The organism is Oculatella sp. FACHB-28 (genome assembly GCF_014696015.1).
GTDB lineage: Bacteria > Cyanobacteriota > Cyanobacteriia > Elainellales > Elainellaceae > JAAUTN01.
Map to the genome: position 1 here is coordinate 181,928 of NZ_JACJPJ010000095.1, position 17,657 is coordinate 199,584.

Consider the following 17,657-nt stretch of genomic DNA (forward strand, 5'->3'; position numbering starts at 1 on the left):
CCCGGCACAGCAGCAAAGTTAGCTTGCGCGTCTAGGAACATAAGTTAGGTTCGAGATTTCATAAAGACGAGGTATTTGGCAGATGTCCTGATCAATGCAAGGACTTTTATCAAACGCCGCGTTTGTGTAAACCAGTAAGAAGTGTTGCTTGATCCCCGTTCTTAGTCATTTACTCCTGAGGAATCACAAGAAGTCGCGCTGTTAATGATGCAAAAGAATTCTGTTCGGTTTGGGAAATTGCTGCTGTTGTTTGGGCTGGGTCTGACAGCGCTGGTTGTTTTAGAAACGCACCAGGAAATTGGTGGGGCGCTCGATCTTAGCCATGTACCTGGCAATGGTCTTTCAGATCTGGTTCGAGAGGCTGCTCCAGATGCGGCGGCCGATCCTCCTCTCGATGCAGAGGTGCGTACCGATGCAGAGGCAAAACCGGATGCGGATGCTGCTTCATCTGAATCAGAAAGGGAAACTTTGGCGATCGATGCGGATGTTGAGGCGGTGAATCCACAGGAGGTTGCTCAAATTGATCCCAGTGAGATGGCAGTAAACCAGTGGCAAGGGGCTTCCTTTCCGCTAGAAGGCTTTCAGGAGTACACGTCTCCATTCGGCTATCGCTCGTCTCCAATGGGTGGCTACAGCCAGGAATTTCACTACGGCTTAGACATGGCTGCCCCCTCTGGCAGCTACATTCGCAACTGGTGGTCAGGCACCGTCGTTGAGGTGACGGACGATAGCAACTGCGGTACTTCGGTCGTGGTGGAGTCTGGAAGCTGGCTGCACATCTACTGCCACATGCAGGGACATGTTGAGTCCAATAGCCAGGGGCGTTACATGATTGACCGAGAAGGCGGTTTGCAGATTTGGGAAGGGCGAGAAGTGCTGGCTGGGGCGCGCATTGGTCGGGTTGGCATGACGGGACGGACGACCGGACCTCACCTGCACTGGGGACTGAAATATAACGATAACTGGGTTGATCCGGCGCTGGTGCTGCGGGCTATGTATTCAGAACAGCAAACTGCTGCTTCTAATCGGGTTCAGTAGACCTAATTGATCTACGATCCCCATTCCCGATTACTATGACAGTGTTGCCTCTGATGCAGATTGGGTATGCGTTCTTTTTGGTCTGATCCTTACCTGTGGATTCACCTGGCGGGTATTGCTGCGCTACCGATTTTTTTGGAAATTTGTTTGTTAGGACTGGCGGCGGGTGATCCTCTCTTGCCTGCAGTGCTGGAGCTAGGGTTTGTTGCCGCAGTGGGAATTGCACCTATTTTTTGGATGCAATGGCAGCGTCCCTTTTACATTTTTAGTCTACTGGCGATCGCCATTCAGCCTGCCCAACTCACTGATGAAGAGCGGCGAATGCTGCGTTTCTTCAAGTCTCAAGAAGTGCGGGTGTTGACTGTGATCGCCCCAATCCTTCTGACAATCATCCTCTGGCAACTCTACAAACTTGCCCCGCTTGCGACGGAAGTAACCCCCTTTTCGGGGCGGCTGGTCGGGTTGCTGGTGGCAGCGAGCGCTTTTCTGGGCTGCAATCTGTTTTTGCAAGTTCCCTTGAGCGTTGTGCGGGTGCTGTTAGCGGGTGAAACTAAGTTTGCCGCTGCGGAACCCTATCCCTTAGAGCGAGTTGGGCAAGATTTTACCGTCTTGGGGTTGCGCGTCAAGCAGATTTTGCCTGCGATCGCCCCCCCTCCACAACTCGTAGCCGTTGCTAAGCCTGAAGCGGCTGCGGAGACAGAGAAAATACCTGTTGTAGAGGCGATCGCTTCAGATGCGGCAACCGTTGCAGCAGCAGTTCCTACAGGCGAAGAAACTGCCACAGCCGAAATTGCAGAAACTGAAACAGCGGAAAACCAAGTGGCTGTAGATGAGGCCGTCACCGTCGAAGCGGAAGTTGCACCCATTCCAGATCAGGAATTAGAAACGTCGCCCTCAGAGGCGGAGACGACTCCAGTCGGTCAGCCATTCCCTGATCCAACAGAGGCAGAAACGGTTACTGCGGCTGAGATTTCAGATGTTGAAGAGGCGATCGCACCTGAGGCAACTCCGGAGGCTGAAGCCGCCTCGGTGATTGAAGAACAGGCAGCAGAGGAAGTGATAGAAGAAATGCTGGCGTGGGAATCGCAAGACATTCAACCCGATGCTCAGCCAGATACTGAACCAGGCGCTCCTGCAGAATCGACATCTGAGCCTCCTCATTCATGAATTTTGCACTAATTTACCCAACCGTGTAGCTCAACACAGTCAAATAGATTGACTACGCTATGCTGTGATTAGGAGAAATTTCATTTCCCCTAAATCCTTGCACCATTCCTGAAACTTCTATGGCTATTACTTCTTTCCCTTCTGGTATACAGTCCCCTGGAGATGAACAGGTCTGGGATAGCTTAAAGCGGGCGATCGCCTCCAGTTCTGGGTTCAAGCGCTGGCAAACTGAGCGTAGCGACGAGCGGCATCCGCCACTCAGCCAAGATCAGCTTGTGCGTCGATACTTGCGCGAAACTTTAGAGACTTTGGCTTATTGAGGTTCCGCCCTTATCCCAATTCCCTTTAGAGCTGCATAGTTTGGAGTGTGCCCCATTTACGCTCCAGGCTGTGCAGCTTCAGATACAGACTGTATTGTCTCCAGTCTGTTACAAATATTGTTTATAAAGCTCTGCTTCTTGTACTTTCAGGAGGCAGAGCTTTTGATCTTCTCAAGCTTCTCAAAACTGAATATTATCGAACACGCCTTCTAGCCCACCTTCCAGAAGTCCGCCAAAGCGTTCTTGAATCGCTTGAAGCTGACCGTAGGCTGCAACGAGGCGATCGCCATCAACCACCACCTCATCAGTCGGGTAGTTTTGAATCACTTCGATTAAGCTAATCCGGTCGTCATCACTAGCCGAAAGGACCAGAGCCGATCGCAATGCCTCCCGGCTAGCTTCACCGGATGGTGGATAAATAGCTTCACCCACTTGGTCAAGCACGGTATCGCCGATTGGATTGTTCAAGCCGCGATCGACCAAAACCACGTTTACTTGGGCTTCTTCGGTTAAGGTCTGGCGCACTTCTTCAGGCTGTTTGCCCGCTAACCGCAAATAGCGACGCAGCGATCGCGACGTTTCTCCCGTTTCGGCTAGCGTGGTTAGTTCAGCGACAGAAACCGATTGTCTCAAAACGCTGTATTTAAGAACAACCCGTTCGGCGGCCATCGCTCCTGTTGCCCACAGCGGCACAGAAACGCCAATCCCTACAATCAGCGACAGTTTTGTAATTAACGAATTTAAACGCATGACCCGTGCAGCGAACTGCAAATTAGTGTTTTCCCTTATCTATCCTGATGATATCGATTCGGTAAAGTTCCAGTGAGGGCTGCGATCGCCTTGACTAACATTTCGGGGTCGATTGGTTTGGACATGTGCTGTTGAAATCCTGCGGCTAGCGCCTGTTGCTGGTTGAAATCACCTGCATAGGCCGTGAGGGCGATCGCCTTGACCTGTCCACCTTGCTCTGGAGGTAATGTTCGCACCTGGCGCATCAGCATATAGCCATCCATATCTGGCATACCAATGTCGCTCAGCAAGACATCGGGTGGCGAACGCTTCAATATTGATAGTGCTTCTCCTGCGGTCGTGACGGCTGTCACCTTTGCACCAGCCTGTTCTAACAGAAACTCAACAAGTTCACGGGTATCGGTATCATCATCTACTAGCAAAACGCAAACGTGGGCTAGGGGATGAGGGATGAAGGATGAGGGATGAAGGGGATCGGTTTCATTCATCCCTCCATTCTCGTGCTTTAAAAGCGGTAGCCTAACGATAAAAGTAGCTCCTAGTCCTTCCCCTTTGCTTTCGGCTTGAATGGTGCCACCATGCAGTTCAACCAGGTGCCGCACGATCGCCAATCCCAGTCCTAACCCGCCAAACTGCCGCGTAGTTGCACTATCTGCCTGCCGAAAGTAGTCAAAGATATAGGGAAGGAAGCTGGGGTCAATTCCTTTGCCCGTGTCGGTAATGGTAATTTGAGCCTCTCTATCGCTCTCAACTTGCTCTAGTCTCACTTTCACTAGTCCGCCTGGAGGCGTGAATTTGACGGCATTGGAGAGGAGGTTCCACATCACTTGCTGCAAACGTGTTGCATCACCTGCGGCTTGAGTGGTGGGAGCTAGATCTGACTCTAGGCGAATGGATTTAGCTTCTGCGGCGAGACGCACAGTTTCGATCGCCGCTCGAATGGTGGCTGCTAAATTGACTGGGCTAACTGCCAGACTGAGCTTGCCGCGCAAAATTCGAGAAACATCGAGCAAATCTTCGATTAGTTCTGCTTGCAGTTTGGCATTGCGTTCGATCGTTGCTAGAGCGTGTTTGGCTTTTGTCTCATCGAGCTTGCCATCTTGCAGCAGTCTCGACCAACCGAGAATGGGGTTGAGGGGCGATCGCAACTCATGGGACAGCACTGCCAGAAACTCATCTTTAACGCGGTTGGCGGATTCTGCTTCGGCACGGGCTGCTTGTTCCCGCTGCAGGAGATATTCCCGTTCTTGCTGCAATTGTTTCTGCTCTTCGATATCGGTTGCAGTGCCAAACCATTTGAGAATTTTGCCCTGAGCATCTTTCAACGGCACCGCCTGATGCAAATGCCAGCGATAGACTCCATCGGCTCGTCGCATTCGCCCTTCTGCCTGATAGTGGGTGTCGTTCTGTTGCGCGGCTGCCCAATCGTGGGTGAGTTCAGCTATATCATCAGGATGAATGACCGCTTGCCATCCTTCAGTTTGAACCTGCTCTAGCGTTAGCCCCGTATAGTCCATCCAGCGCTGATTGATATCCAACAAAATTCCTTCGGCGTTTGCTGTCCAGACCAGTTGGGGAATCGATTCAGCCAAATATCGATAGCGTTCTTCGCTTTGACGCAGAGCATTCTCGACCTGTTTGCGGTCGGCGATATCGATGAAGTAAGCAACGCCGCGATCGCTATAACCGGGCAACAAGGCTCCGCCAATTAGGATGGGCACCTGAGTGCCATCTTTGCGGATGTAAGCTTTTTCAAAGGGAGGACATACGCCATCTGCCAGCAGTTGTGACTGCATGGCTGCATCAATTTCGTGAAACTCAAGAGGGGTAATGTTTTGCCACTGCACCTGTCCTGATTGCAGTTCTTCCTGGCTGTAGCCCAACATCTGCACTGCCATTTCGTTGCCAGCGGTGATGTAGCCAGATGCATCCCAAAAGAGAATCCCAACCATGTTGGATTCGACCACACCCCGAAAGCGGGACTCACTTTCGCGCAGAGCAGCTTCAGCGTAGACCCGATCGCTAATATCCACCAGGGAAACCAGCACCCGGTCATAGGCTGCCGAGGCAGGCGGGAAAGCGATGGTAAACCAAACGGGAAAGCGATCGCCCTGCAAAGTTTGCAGAACGGTTTCAGCAGCGTAGGAGGGTTTCTCATCCGCAATAGCCAGCAGCTCTTCTACAAAGATTGCTTCGGCTTCGGGTGTGAAAATCTGATGTAAAGAATTCAACAGTTCTGCTTTGCTTTGTGCCCCAAATAGGTGCAGCGTTGCTTGATTGACATCTCGCAGATGCACCATTGCAATAGCCTGTTGGACAAACTCCGGATGGTGGGTGAAGTATTGTCGAAAGTCTTCAACTCCAGACGCTTTGAGTTGGGCGATCGCCGCTTGGACTTGAGAAAAATCTTCTTCCCAAATTGAAATGCTGACTGCTTCAAAAATGTAGCGATAACGCTGTTCTTGAGCAATCAAAGCCATTTCAGTTTGCTTGCGATTAGTGATGTCGATCGCAGTGCCAATGAATTCTACTGGCTGTCGGGATGCTCCCTCTCCGTCAAACTGAACCTGTCCATTCGCTGAAATCCAGCGCTCAACGCCATCGCCTACCAAGAGCCGGTAATCAATTTCGTAACCGCCTGAAGAACTTGGGGAAAGAGCATGGCTTATAGCGCTTACCACTCGTTCCTGATCCTGAGGGTGAATTCGTTCTAGGACAGTTGATAGGGGAAGGAAAACCGCATCCTCTGGCTCTCCCCAAATTTCACGCATTCGCTTGTCCAGTTCAACCAGGTTGGTAGCCGGGTCATAGCGCCAACTTCCTAGCCGACCAATCTGAACGGCGAGTTGAATTTGTGCTTCACTCTCTCGCAGAGCCTCCTCTACTCGTTTGCGATCGGTAATGTCACTCACCAGGCTGAAAAAGCCCTCTACAGCCCCCTGACTATTGACGTGAGGAACATAATCCGCGCTAACGTAGCGAGTGCCGCCTGTTTGGTAAGAAATCTGGCTCTCAAAACTAACTCGCTGTCCTGAGAGTGCTTGCTCCATGTAAGGAAGCACAGTTTTGTAAGCCGCCTCACCCAACACCTCAAGAACGTGCTTGCCCGTCAGGTCTGAGGGACGTTGCCCAAACCAGGCTTCATAGGTTTGGTTGTTAAATCGGTAGTAATGGTCTTTGTCCACGTAGGCAATCAAAGCCGGAACGGCGTTGGTCACGAGCCGCAGTTGCTCTTCTCGGCGGTATAGCGCTTCTTCCAGGTCCTGGGGGGTAGGGTTGCTGGGGGTAGGCAGGCTATCTTCGACTAAAACTCTACACCCCGTGGCAAATACTCCATCTATTTGACCTGCTTCATTCCAAAGAGGGCTATAAGACCAGGTGTAATGACACTGTCTACCAGAGCAATCGCCCGGAAAGGGTTGATTTTCACAGCGTCGGGGCTGCCCTGTAGCAAACACTTGCTCAACATCAGCTTGGATTTGCCGCCAATTTTCATTCCAACTGGTGCTGATAGGTTGACCGACGAAAATCGGCTGGTCGTTTGCCCGCAATAGCAAAGAGTAGGCATCGTTGTAGAACAAAAGGCGATCGCTTCCCCAAACCAGGAACATGGGAGAGCAAGCATTCAACAAAATATTTAGGGCTGTCTTAAAACTTGGCGACCAGGTTGCGATCGCTCCAATGGACACTGACGAGCCATTAGTGACGTTCTCGGCACTTGCAAAACGGGACTGCATGAGTGCCGCCATCTCGCTGTTACCAATGAAGATATGCTCGGAGTTGGCATTCATCTTTTAGATTACAGGTTTAGCAGTCTTTCAAAGGCTGCCTGTCAGTTGTCCTAAAACCGCCCCTTTAGTTATAAACGTTATGGAGAAGTCAATACAAGGTCAATCAGGGTACAGAAGCCCTGTTTGAAATTTCCTGCGTTTTAGTGAGAAAAGTCTTCTACCCAGAGAGTCAGGCAAGCTGTAGTTTAATGAAAGATTAAACTAGCCCTCACAATCCTTATTGAAGAAGGTATACTATTTTCCCATCGGATTTACTCCTCTTTAAAGTTAGAACGGTAAGAATTAACGGTCACCTGAGGGAATGGTGAAAGGGCAATCGTTGAAATAAAGTTGAAATGAATGAGAGCGATCGCAGACTGAGTTCAGCCAGTGGAAGTCGAGCAAGCCCATCATGCACTCCTGGTTCCGTCGTCCCTGCTTATCTAGCCTCCGTCTGCGCCTAATTCTGCTCGTTCTTCTGGCAGTCATTCCAGCACTAGGGCTAATTCTGCATACGGCTAATACTCAACGACAGAGCGCGGCTAGAAACGCGCAGGAAAGCCTGCTGCGACTGACAAAGTCTACGGCTGCTAGTCAGCGTCAAGCAATTGAGGGGGCACGACAATTGTTGATCGCGCTTTCGCAAGTACCTGCAATTCATGAACTAGATACCGAAGCCTGTAACCAACTGCTGGCTAATCTATTAAAGCAATATCGTTCTTACGCAGGTTTTGTGGTAGCAGATGCAGCAGGTAACTTAACTTGTAGTGCCCCTGCAACACAACAGTCGATTAGCGTAGCCGATCGCGCTTACTTTCGTCTTGCGCTTGCTAATCGTGACTTTGCCATCGGCGAATATCAGGTAGAGCGAATTACAGGTAAGTCTACGCTCAATTTTGGCTATCCCATTTTAGATGAATCGGGGAAAGTAAGGGCGATCGTCAGTGCAGCATTAGATCTGGACTGGATGGATCGATTAGCTGCCGAAGCAGAGTTACCAGAAGGCTCGACCGTTACCGTAACCGACCGCAACGGAACGATTTTAGTTCGCTACCCAGATTCACAAGATTGGGTCGGCAAGTCTGTCCCGAATGCTCCTATCACCCAAAGGATTTTGGCTCAGCGCGAGGGTACGACTGAAGCCACTAGTTTAGATGGGGTTGAGCAGCTTTATGCATTTACCACATTGGGTAATGGCTCTCATGGCTCTTTTGATCAAGATGTCCATATCAGAATTGGAGTGCCCAGAAACGTTGCTTTTGCAGAAGCTAACCAACTGCTCGTGGAAAATCTGGTTGGGCTAGGATGCGTCACTGTTTTGGCGCTGACGGCTGCCTGGTTTGGGGGAGATATTTTTCTCACCCGCAAAGTGCAATCCCTCGTACAAACTGCTCAAAAGCTCCAAAGTGGCGACCTTAGCGCCCGCACTGAACTAGCTGATGATACAGGAGAGCTGGGGCATTTGGCACGCGCCTTTGACGAGATGGCAGCGGCGATCGCCGCTCGTGAACAGTCGATCGCCAGCCTCAACCAGGATTTGCAAACGCTGTTTGAAGTGATTCCAATTGGCGTATTGATTACCCAAGATCCAGCATTTAGGCAGGTCAAAGCCAACCCAGCCTTTGCCAAAATGTTGGGAATTATCCCAGATGCCAATGTTTCTTACACCCCCGCTGATGCTCCGCCTCCGTCCTACAAAATCATTCAGGAAGGACGAGAACTCACGCCCAATGAATTTCCCTTGCGCTATGCCGCCCTGCACAATGTAGAAATCAAAGGAACAGAGGTCGATATTGTCCGAGCAGATGGCAGTCGCTTTAGCTTGTTTGGTTATGCCAAACCTCTGCTCGATGAGCAAGGACAGGTTAGAGGCTCAGTCGCAGCATTTCTAGATATTAGCGATCGCAAGCAAGCCGAAGCCGAGCGCGAACAACTGCTGCATCAGCTAGAGACAAGCGTCGGACAGCTTGAGGCAATTCTCAACAACATGACTGAGGGGTTAGTGATTGCTGACCCGCAAGGCAACATGTTGACGTTTAATCCGGCGGCGCTTGCCCTGCATGAGTATGACACCGTCGAGCAAGTACGACGGCACCTGCAAGAGCTTCCAGACACCTTTGAGGTGCATGATTTGCAGGGCAACTTTGTCTCCGTAGAGCAGTGGCCGATCGCTAGAGCGCTCAACGGTGAAACCTTCTCCAACTATGAGATTCAGGTTCGTCGTCGAGATACTGACAAAACCTGGATTGGCAGCTACAGCGGCACTCCCGTACAAGATAAACAAGGAAAAGTCATTCTGGCAATTGTTACGATCCGCGACGTGACCAAACAGCATCAAGCGCAGCTCGAACTTGCCCGTAGCCTGACCGCCGAGCAAACAGCTAGAGCCAACGCAGAAGCCGCAAATCGCATTAAAGATGAGTTTTTAGCCATTCTTTCCCACGAATTGCGAACTCCACTGAACCCAATTTTGGGCTGGTCTAAGCTGCTGCGATCGCGCTCATTTGATGCCGCAACCACCGACCGCGCCCTGGAAACCATTGAGCGCAATGCCAAACTGCAAACCCAACTGATCGAAGACCTGCTGGATGTTTCCCGCATTCTCCAGGGCAAACTGCGGCTGGACAACATCCCGGTCGATCTAGCAACAACCATTCAAGCCGCAATTGAAACGGTTCAGCTCGCGGCAACCACAAAGTCGATTAACCTTCAGGCTGTGCTTGACCCAACCGTTGGTAAGGTTTCTGGCGATCCGGGTCGCTTGCAGCAGGTCATTTGGAATTTGCTCTCCAATGCCGTCAAATTCACGCCTCCAGGCGGACAAGTTGAGGTGAGGCTGTCATTAGTCATGGGTCACGGGTCATGGGTGAAAGGTCAGCAATTCAAAACAGATCCCCAAGGACAAAGGACGAATTACGCTCAGATCACCGTCATCGACACGGGCAAAGGAATTACTCCCGACTTCCTGCCTCATGTGTTTGATGCCTTTCGTCAGGCTGATGGAGCAACCACGCGACAATTTGGGGGACTGGGACTGGGATTGGCGATCGCCCGGCATTTAGTTGAACTACACGGTGGCACGATCACGGTAGCCAGCCCCGGAGAAGAGCAGGGATCGACCTTTACCGTCCGGCTACCGCTGCTGAAGGATGAGGAGGCAGGGATAAAGGATGCAACCGATCCCCATCATCCTTCATCCTTCGTCCCTCATCCTTTGAAGTCGCTGCGCGTCTTGCTAGTCGATGACGACACAGACACCCGTACTTTCTTTACGTTTGTATTAGAGCAGGCTGGAGCCGAGGTGATTGCAGTGGCATCCGCAGAAGCAGCACTACACACACTGACACACACCAAACCAGACCTATTGTTGAGCGACATTGGAATGCCGGACATGGACGGCTACGCATTGCTCAAGCAGGTGAGAAGCCTACCACCCGAGCAAGGTGGCAACATTCCAGCGATCGCCCTCACTGCCTACGCAGGAGAACTGAATCAGCAACAAGCCCTGGCAGCAGGGTTTCAACAGCACCTCGCAAAGCCCGTTGAACCAGAAGAATTAATCAAAGCGATCGCGGCATTAAAAATTGGCGATCGGACTTTCAACCAAGAAAGCTGAAGACTCGTTTTAGCCCTTATCCTTCATCCTTCTCCCGCTTCATCCTTTTTCTCTTGCTCAACTGCATCCTCAATAGCCGCAATTTCCCCCTCAACTTCGGCAGCGACTTCTTCCTGAGTAGGTGCCACTGCTACGGGCGGAGCAAACACCAGCAGTCCTTGTGGAATACACTCAATCTCAACGGGTGTGGTGCCAATAATTTCTCCATCAACTACAACCTTTTGGGGTGGGTCAGTGGTGACGGTGAGCCGTTGGGTTCGCAGACAGATAATGTCTTCCCGATTAGTAGCAGTTTTGATCAGCGCGGAGCCAAACAAATTCAGCATCGTGTCGATCGCCTGGAGCCGAGTATTTGCAGTGCTGATCGTCACATCTAGCAGCCCATCATCCACAAGCACCTGCCCAAAGCCTTGAGCTAACACAGAAGTCGGAGGCGCAACGTTAGCAATGGTGATTGCTCCTGCTTGACACTCGCTGACGGTGCCACTAACGTCAATTTGGGCAAGAAATTGCTCCTGCTGCCCAAATTGCTGCACCCCTGCCAGAATGTAAGCCAAAACGCCCAGGCGATTTTTCAGGTCGCGATTGGCCCGGTCAATCGTTTCTGCCTCAAACCCAATTCCAGCCAGCAAAATCATCGGCGCACCGTTACAGCGGGCTGCATCTACAGTGCGCGTTAGCCCAGACAAAATTGTCTGGCAGGCTCCCTGCACGGCTCTAGGAATTCCCAATGCAACGGAGAAAGCGTTGGCTGTGCCCCTTGGAATCACACCCAAAGGAACGCCTGTGCCAATCACCCCAGCCGCCGCCGCAGAGATGGTGCCGTCGCCTCCCGAAGCCAAAATCATGTCGGCTCCAGCGGCGATCGCCTCCTGCGCGACCTGCTTAACGTCGTCTTCTGGAGTCGTGGTGTGAACCGTCAGCAGCATGTGTGGCTGCAACAATTCTCGAATCTGGGACAACGCCTCCACGGGATTGCTTTGACCCGCAACCGGATTGAAAATCAGAAAAGCATTCTTGGTATTAGAGAGCTGAGAAGCGATCGCCTCCGCAGTTGCCAGATTGGTCGCAAACAAAACATTATGCACCTCACAGATCCGCAGCAGGGCGCGAATATCAGGTTCGTGGGGCTGAGCATAGAGCGGATCAATCAAAAAAATCACCGCAGCGACATCCCCTGTCGTCACCTCAGCCGCAATCTGAGCATCCCCACCCAACGGTCCAGATAGCTTACATTCGACCGTTAAATCCGTCCCAGCCTGAACCCTTTCTCCTGTTGTGCCGGTAGCAATGAGTCGGTAGCGAGACAGAAGATACACATACTTCTGAGCAAACGCCACCATATCGCTTTTTTTGCGATCGTGGGCAATCAGAGCAATCGTTGGAGGCATATAAAACAGGGATTTTCTCTCAATTTAACTACTAATCGTAGGGGAAAGGGGAAAACACACCCTTTTTCCCCTTTCCCCAAATCAAAACAACCCTAACGCTTTAAGACTGCGCCGCGTCACTTCGATGCGGGCGGGAAAGTCATCTTCGTCTTGCGTGGCGATGTTGGTCGCAAAGAAGTAGACGTTATCGTTCTGTTCTAAATAACCGACAAATCGTAAAGAAACACGATTGGGTGTACGGGTGAAGCATTCGCCAAAAGAATTGCGCTTCAGTAGCAAGGATTGTAACCGAATGCTTCGCCCCTACCGATACCGCTACTCTACAGACAGATTTGGTATTAGATCTTGCTTTCTATGCAGCACTCAGCCAGCGATAGAGAGCCTTTTGCTCAGATTTAACTTCATCTAGGGAGGTGTAGTAGTAATCTTCCCAGTTCTTTTCAGGCAGACCTGAGAAAACCATCAGGTTGAGTGGGTAAAGCTCACTGTCGGTACAGCGGCGGAAATCATCGCGAAACAGGAAGATGGCTTTGTGAAGGGCGATCGCCATTCCCAGTTCAACCATGACCCCTTCATCGGGCGGTGTTCCGTTCACGACAGCAAAAATGCCATCACAGTTTTTCACATCATTGAAATCTGCCTGTGCGACCTGATAAGCCCAGCCGACTTGGGAGAAATCGACCTGATTGTTGCGCTCAAATGGCTCCCAAACTTCTGCCCCTAGCGCCTCTAGCGCCTGAACGATAGGCGGTAACAGCAATGCCTTTTGTTGTTGAGAAAACCCGTAGGGGCTAGCTAAATAAATTGTCTTGCGCGTCACCTTTGTCTCCCAATTACTGCATAATCCGAGATGCATTCTAAAAGCATCGTGCCAAGCTTGTTTGTATCATGCGATTATCTGAAAGGAGGCAGCGATCGCACAAAGTCACATGGATCTGAAGGAAAGTTGAATGACTAGCTTGAAATGGGGGCAAACCGCAATCAACCTGAACGAAGTCAATCAGCAGTTTGCAGAAGCAGACGCAGTTCAGATTGTGCAATGGGCGGTTGATACGTTTGACAGCGGCTTGGCAATGACGACGAGCTTTGGCATTCACTCTGCTGTAATGCTGCATATGGTGACGTGCATCGTTCCTGACATCCCGGTGATCTGGATTGATACGGGCTATTTGCCCACTAAAACTTACCTCTTTGCAGACCAGTTGAGCGATCGCCTCAAGCTCAACCTCAAGGTCTATCAGTCTTCCCTTAGCCCTGCCCGAATGGAAGCCCTTTATGGTCGGCTGTGGGACCAAAACGATGTGGAGTCGCTTAATCGTTATGACCAACTCCGCAAAGTCGAGCCGATGCAGCGAGCCCTGCGCGAGTTAAACGTTACTGCATGGCTGGCTGGGCTTCGCAGCAGCCAAACCGATCACCGTAAAACGCTGGATTTCGTCAACCTCCAGGGCAGCATTTACAAGGTGCTACCGATTCTGCGGTGGAGTTCTAAGCAAGTGTATGACTACCTTCAAGCCTATGACTTGCCCTATCATCCGCTGTTTGATGAAGGCTATGTCACGGTGGGCGATTGGCACTCTAGCCGCCCCCTCACCGCTACAGATGAGGACGAACGCGACACCCGCTTTAATGGCTTGAAGCAGGAATGTGGAATTCACTTACCGCAAAGCTTGGGAGAATCAGCTAGCCTCGACTCTAGTTCGCTGTAAGCCGTTGCAGCAATCAACTCGATCGCTGGCTCATCAAAGATGAAGTGGAATACAAAATCAGGGCTGTCCAAATCAGCCCAAACGTGATCGCGTGAGTTAAGGTAAACGGTTCACGGTAGAGCCACAGGGCTAACACAAGCTGCAAACTGGGAGCTAGATATTGAAAGAATCCCAATGTGGAAAGCCTCAACCGTTTAGCCGCATTGTTAAACCACAGCAGTGGCAGTGAAGTTGTTACCCCTGCACCAATAAACAGCAAACTGGTTGCCCAACTTGTGCCAAAGTGTCCTGTGCCTGTCGCGGCCCAATAGCCAGTGGCAGCAAGGGCGATCGGGGTAACGAGTAACGTTTCCATTGCCAATCCGGCCATTGGCGCAACGGGCACCACTTTTCGCAACAAGCCGTAGCAGGCAAAGGAAAACGCCAGCACTAGCGCAATCCAGGGAACTTCTCCCAGTTGCCAGATAAAGTTCGCGACTCCGAGTCCTGCTAAAACTACAGCCAGGGTTTGCCATCGGTTTAACTGTTCTTTGAGAAACACAAATCCGAGCAGGACGTTCACAAGCGGGTTGATGAAGTATCCTAAGCTGGTTTCTACGACGCGATCGGCATTCACGGCGTAGATGTAAAGTCCCCAATTAAAAGTGAGTAGTGAGGCAGTTAAAAAGAGAGTGGAGAGATGAGTGGGCGATCGCCAGATTTTAGCAAATTCAGCTCTGCGCCGTTGCAGCAGCAATAACCCGGTGAGAAACACCATTGACCAAATGATGCGATGGCTAAGAACTTCTATAGGCGGAATCTGCCCAAAAAACTTCCAATAAATGGGCAGTAGCCCCCAGGATGAATAGGCAAAAATAGCATACAAAGCACCCGTTTTAGTTGTAGTGCTGGGAGATGCAGAATGATCAGGATTGCGGTTCAAAGGAATTTAGTGGAGAGCATACAATCCCCATCCTAAAGCCCCTATCCTAAAGCGTAGTATGAACTTTTTTGGGTTAGCTGCATTAGAAGGGCGAAAAGAAGAACACATCCACGGATAAATTGAATTCTCCCGTATTAACTATGTGAGAGTTTAATTGTGAGAACCGTTTTTATTAGGGATAGATGTAGGATCGAGGTTCTTCACGTACTTTTGCAAAGATGCGATCGAGCGGTAGTTATTTTCTACATACCGAACGATCAGGCTCATGCGAGTAAACAATTTCTCTAGAGAAACGATCCGTTTTTCGATGGCCATTACATCTTGCTCTACTTTTACCATTTGATTAAGGGTAAGATTTTCACTCTCAATAGAGCTTTCGATCAGCGAAAGGCGATTTTCAAAAGTACCAATGGGTTGAGTTCCTGTTTCAATTTGCTGCTCTAAACGCTGCTCCATCTTTAGAAATTCTTCAGTTGAGATTCCATCAACTTGCTGAACTAAGCTTTCAACCTGAGCCAGTCGATTCTCTAAATTGGCAAATAATTCGCTCAACTCTTTAACTTGTTGTTCTAACTTATAGTCCCTTCTCAAGTAGGTCTCAATTGCACGGATGCGGTTTTCTAAGGTTGTGGTAGATTGAATGCGATCGTGCGACTGCTGGATTATACAGCTAAATTTTACTAATAGTTCTTCTACCGTACGCGTTTGATCAACGTCAGAATCACTAGAGGGATTGGAAGCAGCAGTATAGCTGGCATCAGGATTGCTCTGAGCTACAGTAGCAGTGGTCGTTGGGGCTTCTGCGACTGGGGCGACTGGAGCAACTGCCTTAGCTTCTAAACTACGGTTGACTAACGTCACCAACCATTTTGCAACAGCCATTACGGTTTCTTCAACTACAACCTGTAGCATCGTATTAGGATTTTGAACTGTATCTGAACTTTGATCTGCTGGAGAGTTAATTGGTTGCTGACAAGGTTGAGACTTTTTGGGGTTAAGGAATCCTGATATCCAACGCATAGTTACACCAGTCCAATATTTTGAAGGTGACACAGAGAGCAGAAACCAGCCCCCTGCACCCCGTCTGCTACAACCAAGAACCTGTAGAAGGGATGAGCAGCCCACGCTTTAGGCTGCTCATTTCCCATCTCACAATTAACCCAACTTAATGGGGAAATTGCTTTAAGAGCCTGATTCACTTGAGTTAACTGGGATTAGTTTGTAAAGAGTGTCATTTTCTGACCCATTAGCTTCGCGTTGATTGGATGTGGTTACTTCCTCGGTTGTACAGCGAACCGCATCAGCCGTGCTTTTTACAGTGTCGTTGACATTCTCGGCTGTATTTTGCACAGTGTTGATTGTGTCTTTCACCGTGCCGCCGATACCTTCAGCTGTCTCTCTAACCACGTCACTAACCTCTTTGGCCGTATCATTTACGCCCGTAGCAACGCTTTGCACTGCATCACCCACTCCTCTGACCGCGTCGTCAACGCTATTAGCAGCCCTTTTAACGGTGGAGCCAACTCCCCGAACGGTCTGATTGATGCGGTTGACAATGGACCGATTGGACAAAGCAGTGGCAACTCCACCAATGGTGGCTCCAACGAGTGCACCAATCGCAATTTGAGTTAAGGCGTGACTTGACCCATCCGAGATATCATCGGAGCCGATGTAGTCTATAGATGTATCTACATCACCCAATTCAGTATCACCCAGTTCAGCATTATCCAATTCAGCTAGAGCTTCATTACTGTCCGTGACCATCATTCTCTCCTTCTAGGGGCTTGGGTGACTGATTTCAACATCTGCAAACAAACCCTCTTGAAGAGCTGCTTCGGTGTTTTCTTGGATTTTTTGCTCAATCTCTCCTTGACCGGTTCCTTCTGTCAGAGCAAGAAAATCTTCATCCGCTTGCAACGCATTCATGAGTTCTATATCAACATCAGATTGAACAGGTACTATTGCTTCGGTTTGCGGTACTTGAGCAATCACCTGTTGATTAGAGTTGCTAGTCTCTTCAGCCGCCGCTTTAAGGGTTTCTGATGTTTCTTGAGCAGCACGACTTACTCGCTCTGTTGTTGCTTGCACAGCCTCTAACGTTGCCGTTTTAGCTTGCTGTGCACCTTTGGTCACATCCCTGACAGTCTGGTCTACCTGATTAGCGGTTGTTTGTGCAACCCCCGCTGCTGCCGTTTTGATTTGCTGTGTGCCCTCAGCGATGCCCTGTACTGCGTCCTGAGTTGAACCACTGATTGCGTATCCTAAGCCTTCACCAACGCTCTTGGTCGCATCAACAACACCACTAGCAGCATGGCTTAAACCTTCACCGACAGTTTTGGAAGCGCGGTCTACTCCTTGAACTGCGTGTTTGAAACCTTGAGAGGTCTTCCGGTTAGCTAATGCCCCTGCGAGCGCACCAACCGTTGCACCAACCAACCCTCCGACGATTAATCGGGTTAGAGAAGGATTAACCCGTTTCTCTACAGGTTTCTTTTCAGCTGTGTTTTGGTCGAAATCAGGTTTTTGCTCGACCTGAACAGTTACAGGAGTTACGTCAGCAGTTCGGACTTTAGTCGGTTGGACCTTGGTCGGCTGAACGTTAGTCGGTCGGACATTGGTAGGATGAGCATTCTCTTGGCTTGTGCTACCCACTGAAAACTTTTCTTCGTCTTGAACGACGGGTCTCTGATCGCTGATCATGGTTGCTCTTCCTTTGTAAAAATGATTTAACGCAAAGCAAAAAGGCAAGTTAAGGGAGTATTCTTAAACGTACTTAAAAGTTATTACGAGAAAGATTGGTGTGCCTGTACCAAACGTTATAACTACTGAATTTAACACCTCCATAAAAAACTCAACTAACCTAGAGAGGTATATGTAGCAATACTTTTGGGCATCTATAGCTATAGCTATACAGGTTAGAAACTAAAAGGGAGGTAGAGCTTTACCCTACCTCCCTTTTAGTTTCTGGGTTATG

Annotated in this window: 13 protein-coding genes and 1 pseudogene; 5 read left to right on the forward strand and 9 right to left on the reverse strand. The window is 50.1% G+C overall.

All coding sequences use genetic code 11. From position 1 onward, the window contains the following. The first annotated feature begins 204 nt into the window (after positions 1 to 204). From H6F88_RS26505 to H6F88_RS26515, 3 genes are all read left to right on the forward strand, one after another. Positions 205 to 1,038 carry a M23 family metallopeptidase gene (locus H6F88_RS26505; RefSeq protein WP_347277745.1) on the forward strand — a complete coding sequence of 278 codons (834 nt, stop codon included), beginning with the start codon at positions 205 to 207 and terminating at the stop codon, positions 1,036 to 1,038. A gap of 66 nt (positions 1,039 to 1,104) precedes the next feature. Then, positions 1,105 to 2,205 (forward strand): low-complexity tail membrane protein, encoded by a 1,101-nt coding sequence (locus H6F88_RS26510; protein WP_190645809.1) that lies wholly within the window; start codon positions 1,105 to 1,107, stop codon positions 2,203 to 2,205. A gap of 119 nt (positions 2,206 to 2,324) precedes the next feature. Then, positions 2,325 to 2,525, forward strand: a complete 201-nt coding sequence (locus tag H6F88_RS26515) for a hypothetical protein (protein ID WP_190645810.1) — start codon at positions 2,325 to 2,327, stop codon at positions 2,523 to 2,525. 180 nt (positions 2,526 to 2,705) lie between these two features. Here H6F88_RS26515 and H6F88_RS26520 read toward each other — a convergent pair whose 3' ends face one another. Together H6F88_RS26520 and H6F88_RS26525 are read right to left on the reverse strand one after the other, a co-directional pair. Further along, positions 2,706 to 3,275 carry an alpha/beta hydrolase gene (locus tag H6F88_RS26520; protein ID WP_190645811.1) on the reverse strand — a complete coding sequence of 190 codons (570 nt, stop codon included), beginning with the start codon at positions 3,273 to 3,275 and terminating at the stop codon, positions 2,706 to 2,708. A gap of 35 nt (positions 3,276 to 3,310) precedes the next feature. Further along, a complete protein-coding gene (locus tag H6F88_RS26525) occupies positions 3,311 to 7,066 on the reverse strand; it encodes a PAS domain S-box protein (RefSeq protein ID WP_190645812.1) in 3,756 nt (1,251 codons plus the stop codon). 391 nt (positions 7,067 to 7,457) lie between these two features. Between H6F88_RS26525 and H6F88_RS26530 the strand changes: the two genes are divergently transcribed. Next, the gene (locus H6F88_RS26530) at positions 7,458 to 10,661 is read left to right on the forward strand and encodes an ATP-binding protein (protein WP_190645813.1); all 3,204 of its coding nucleotides are present in this window, start codon (positions 7,458 to 7,460) and stop codon (positions 10,659 to 10,661) included. A 23-nt stretch (positions 10,662 to 10,684) separates the two neighbouring features. Here H6F88_RS26530 and mgsA read toward each other — a convergent pair whose 3' ends face one another. The 3 genes and pseudogenes from mgsA to H6F88_RS26545 all read right to left on the reverse strand — a co-directional run bounded on the left by mgsA (position 10,685) and on the right by H6F88_RS26545 (position 12,872). After that, on the reverse strand, positions 10,685 to 12,052 hold the full coding sequence (mgsA, locus tag H6F88_RS26535) for a methylglyoxal synthase (protein ID WP_190645814.1): 1,368 nt from the start codon (positions 12,050 to 12,052) through the stop codon (positions 10,685 to 10,687). 81 nt (positions 12,053 to 12,133) lie between these two features. Further along, positions 12,134 to 12,265 (reverse strand): annotated as a pseudogene (locus H6F88_RS26540) (class D beta-lactamase); the annotation flags it as partial. Between the two features lie 139 nt (positions 12,266 to 12,404). Next, positions 12,405 to 12,872: a nucleoside 2-deoxyribosyltransferase gene (locus H6F88_RS26545; protein WP_347277746.1), complete on the reverse strand. Its 468-nt coding sequence runs from the start codon at positions 12,870 to 12,872 to the stop codon at positions 12,405 to 12,407. 130 nt (positions 12,873 to 13,002) lie between these two features. On the opposite strand from H6F88_RS26545, the gene cysH reads away from it, so the two are divergent. After that, complete coding sequence (gene cysH, locus H6F88_RS26550; RefSeq protein WP_190645816.1) at positions 13,003 to 13,761, forward strand: phosphoadenosine phosphosulfate reductase; 759 nt, start codon at positions 13,003 to 13,005, stop codon at positions 13,759 to 13,761. A 13-nt stretch (positions 13,762 to 13,774) separates the two neighbouring features. Here cysH and rarD read toward each other — a convergent pair whose 3' ends face one another. From rarD to H6F88_RS26570, 4 genes are all read right to left on the reverse strand, one after another. Continuing rightward, complete coding sequence (gene rarD, locus H6F88_RS26555; protein WP_190645817.1) at positions 13,775 to 14,683, reverse strand: EamA family transporter RarD; 909 nt, start codon at positions 14,681 to 14,683, stop codon at positions 13,775 to 13,777. 150 nt (positions 14,684 to 14,833) lie between these two features. Then, complete coding sequence (locus tag H6F88_RS26560; RefSeq protein ID WP_190645818.1) at positions 14,834 to 15,703, reverse strand: hypothetical protein; 870 nt, start codon at positions 15,701 to 15,703, stop codon at positions 14,834 to 14,836. Positions 15,704 to 15,865: 162 nt separating this feature from the next. Beyond that, positions 15,866 to 16,447: a hypothetical protein gene (locus tag H6F88_RS26565; RefSeq protein ID WP_206756469.1), complete on the reverse strand. Its 582-nt coding sequence runs from the start codon at positions 16,445 to 16,447 to the stop codon at positions 15,866 to 15,868. Positions 16,448 to 16,459: 12 nt separating this feature from the next. Further along, positions 16,460 to 17,383: a hypothetical protein gene (locus H6F88_RS26570; protein ID WP_190645820.1), complete on the reverse strand. Its 924-nt coding sequence runs from the start codon at positions 17,381 to 17,383 to the stop codon at positions 16,460 to 16,462. Positions 17,384 to 17,657 lie beyond the last annotated feature (274 nt).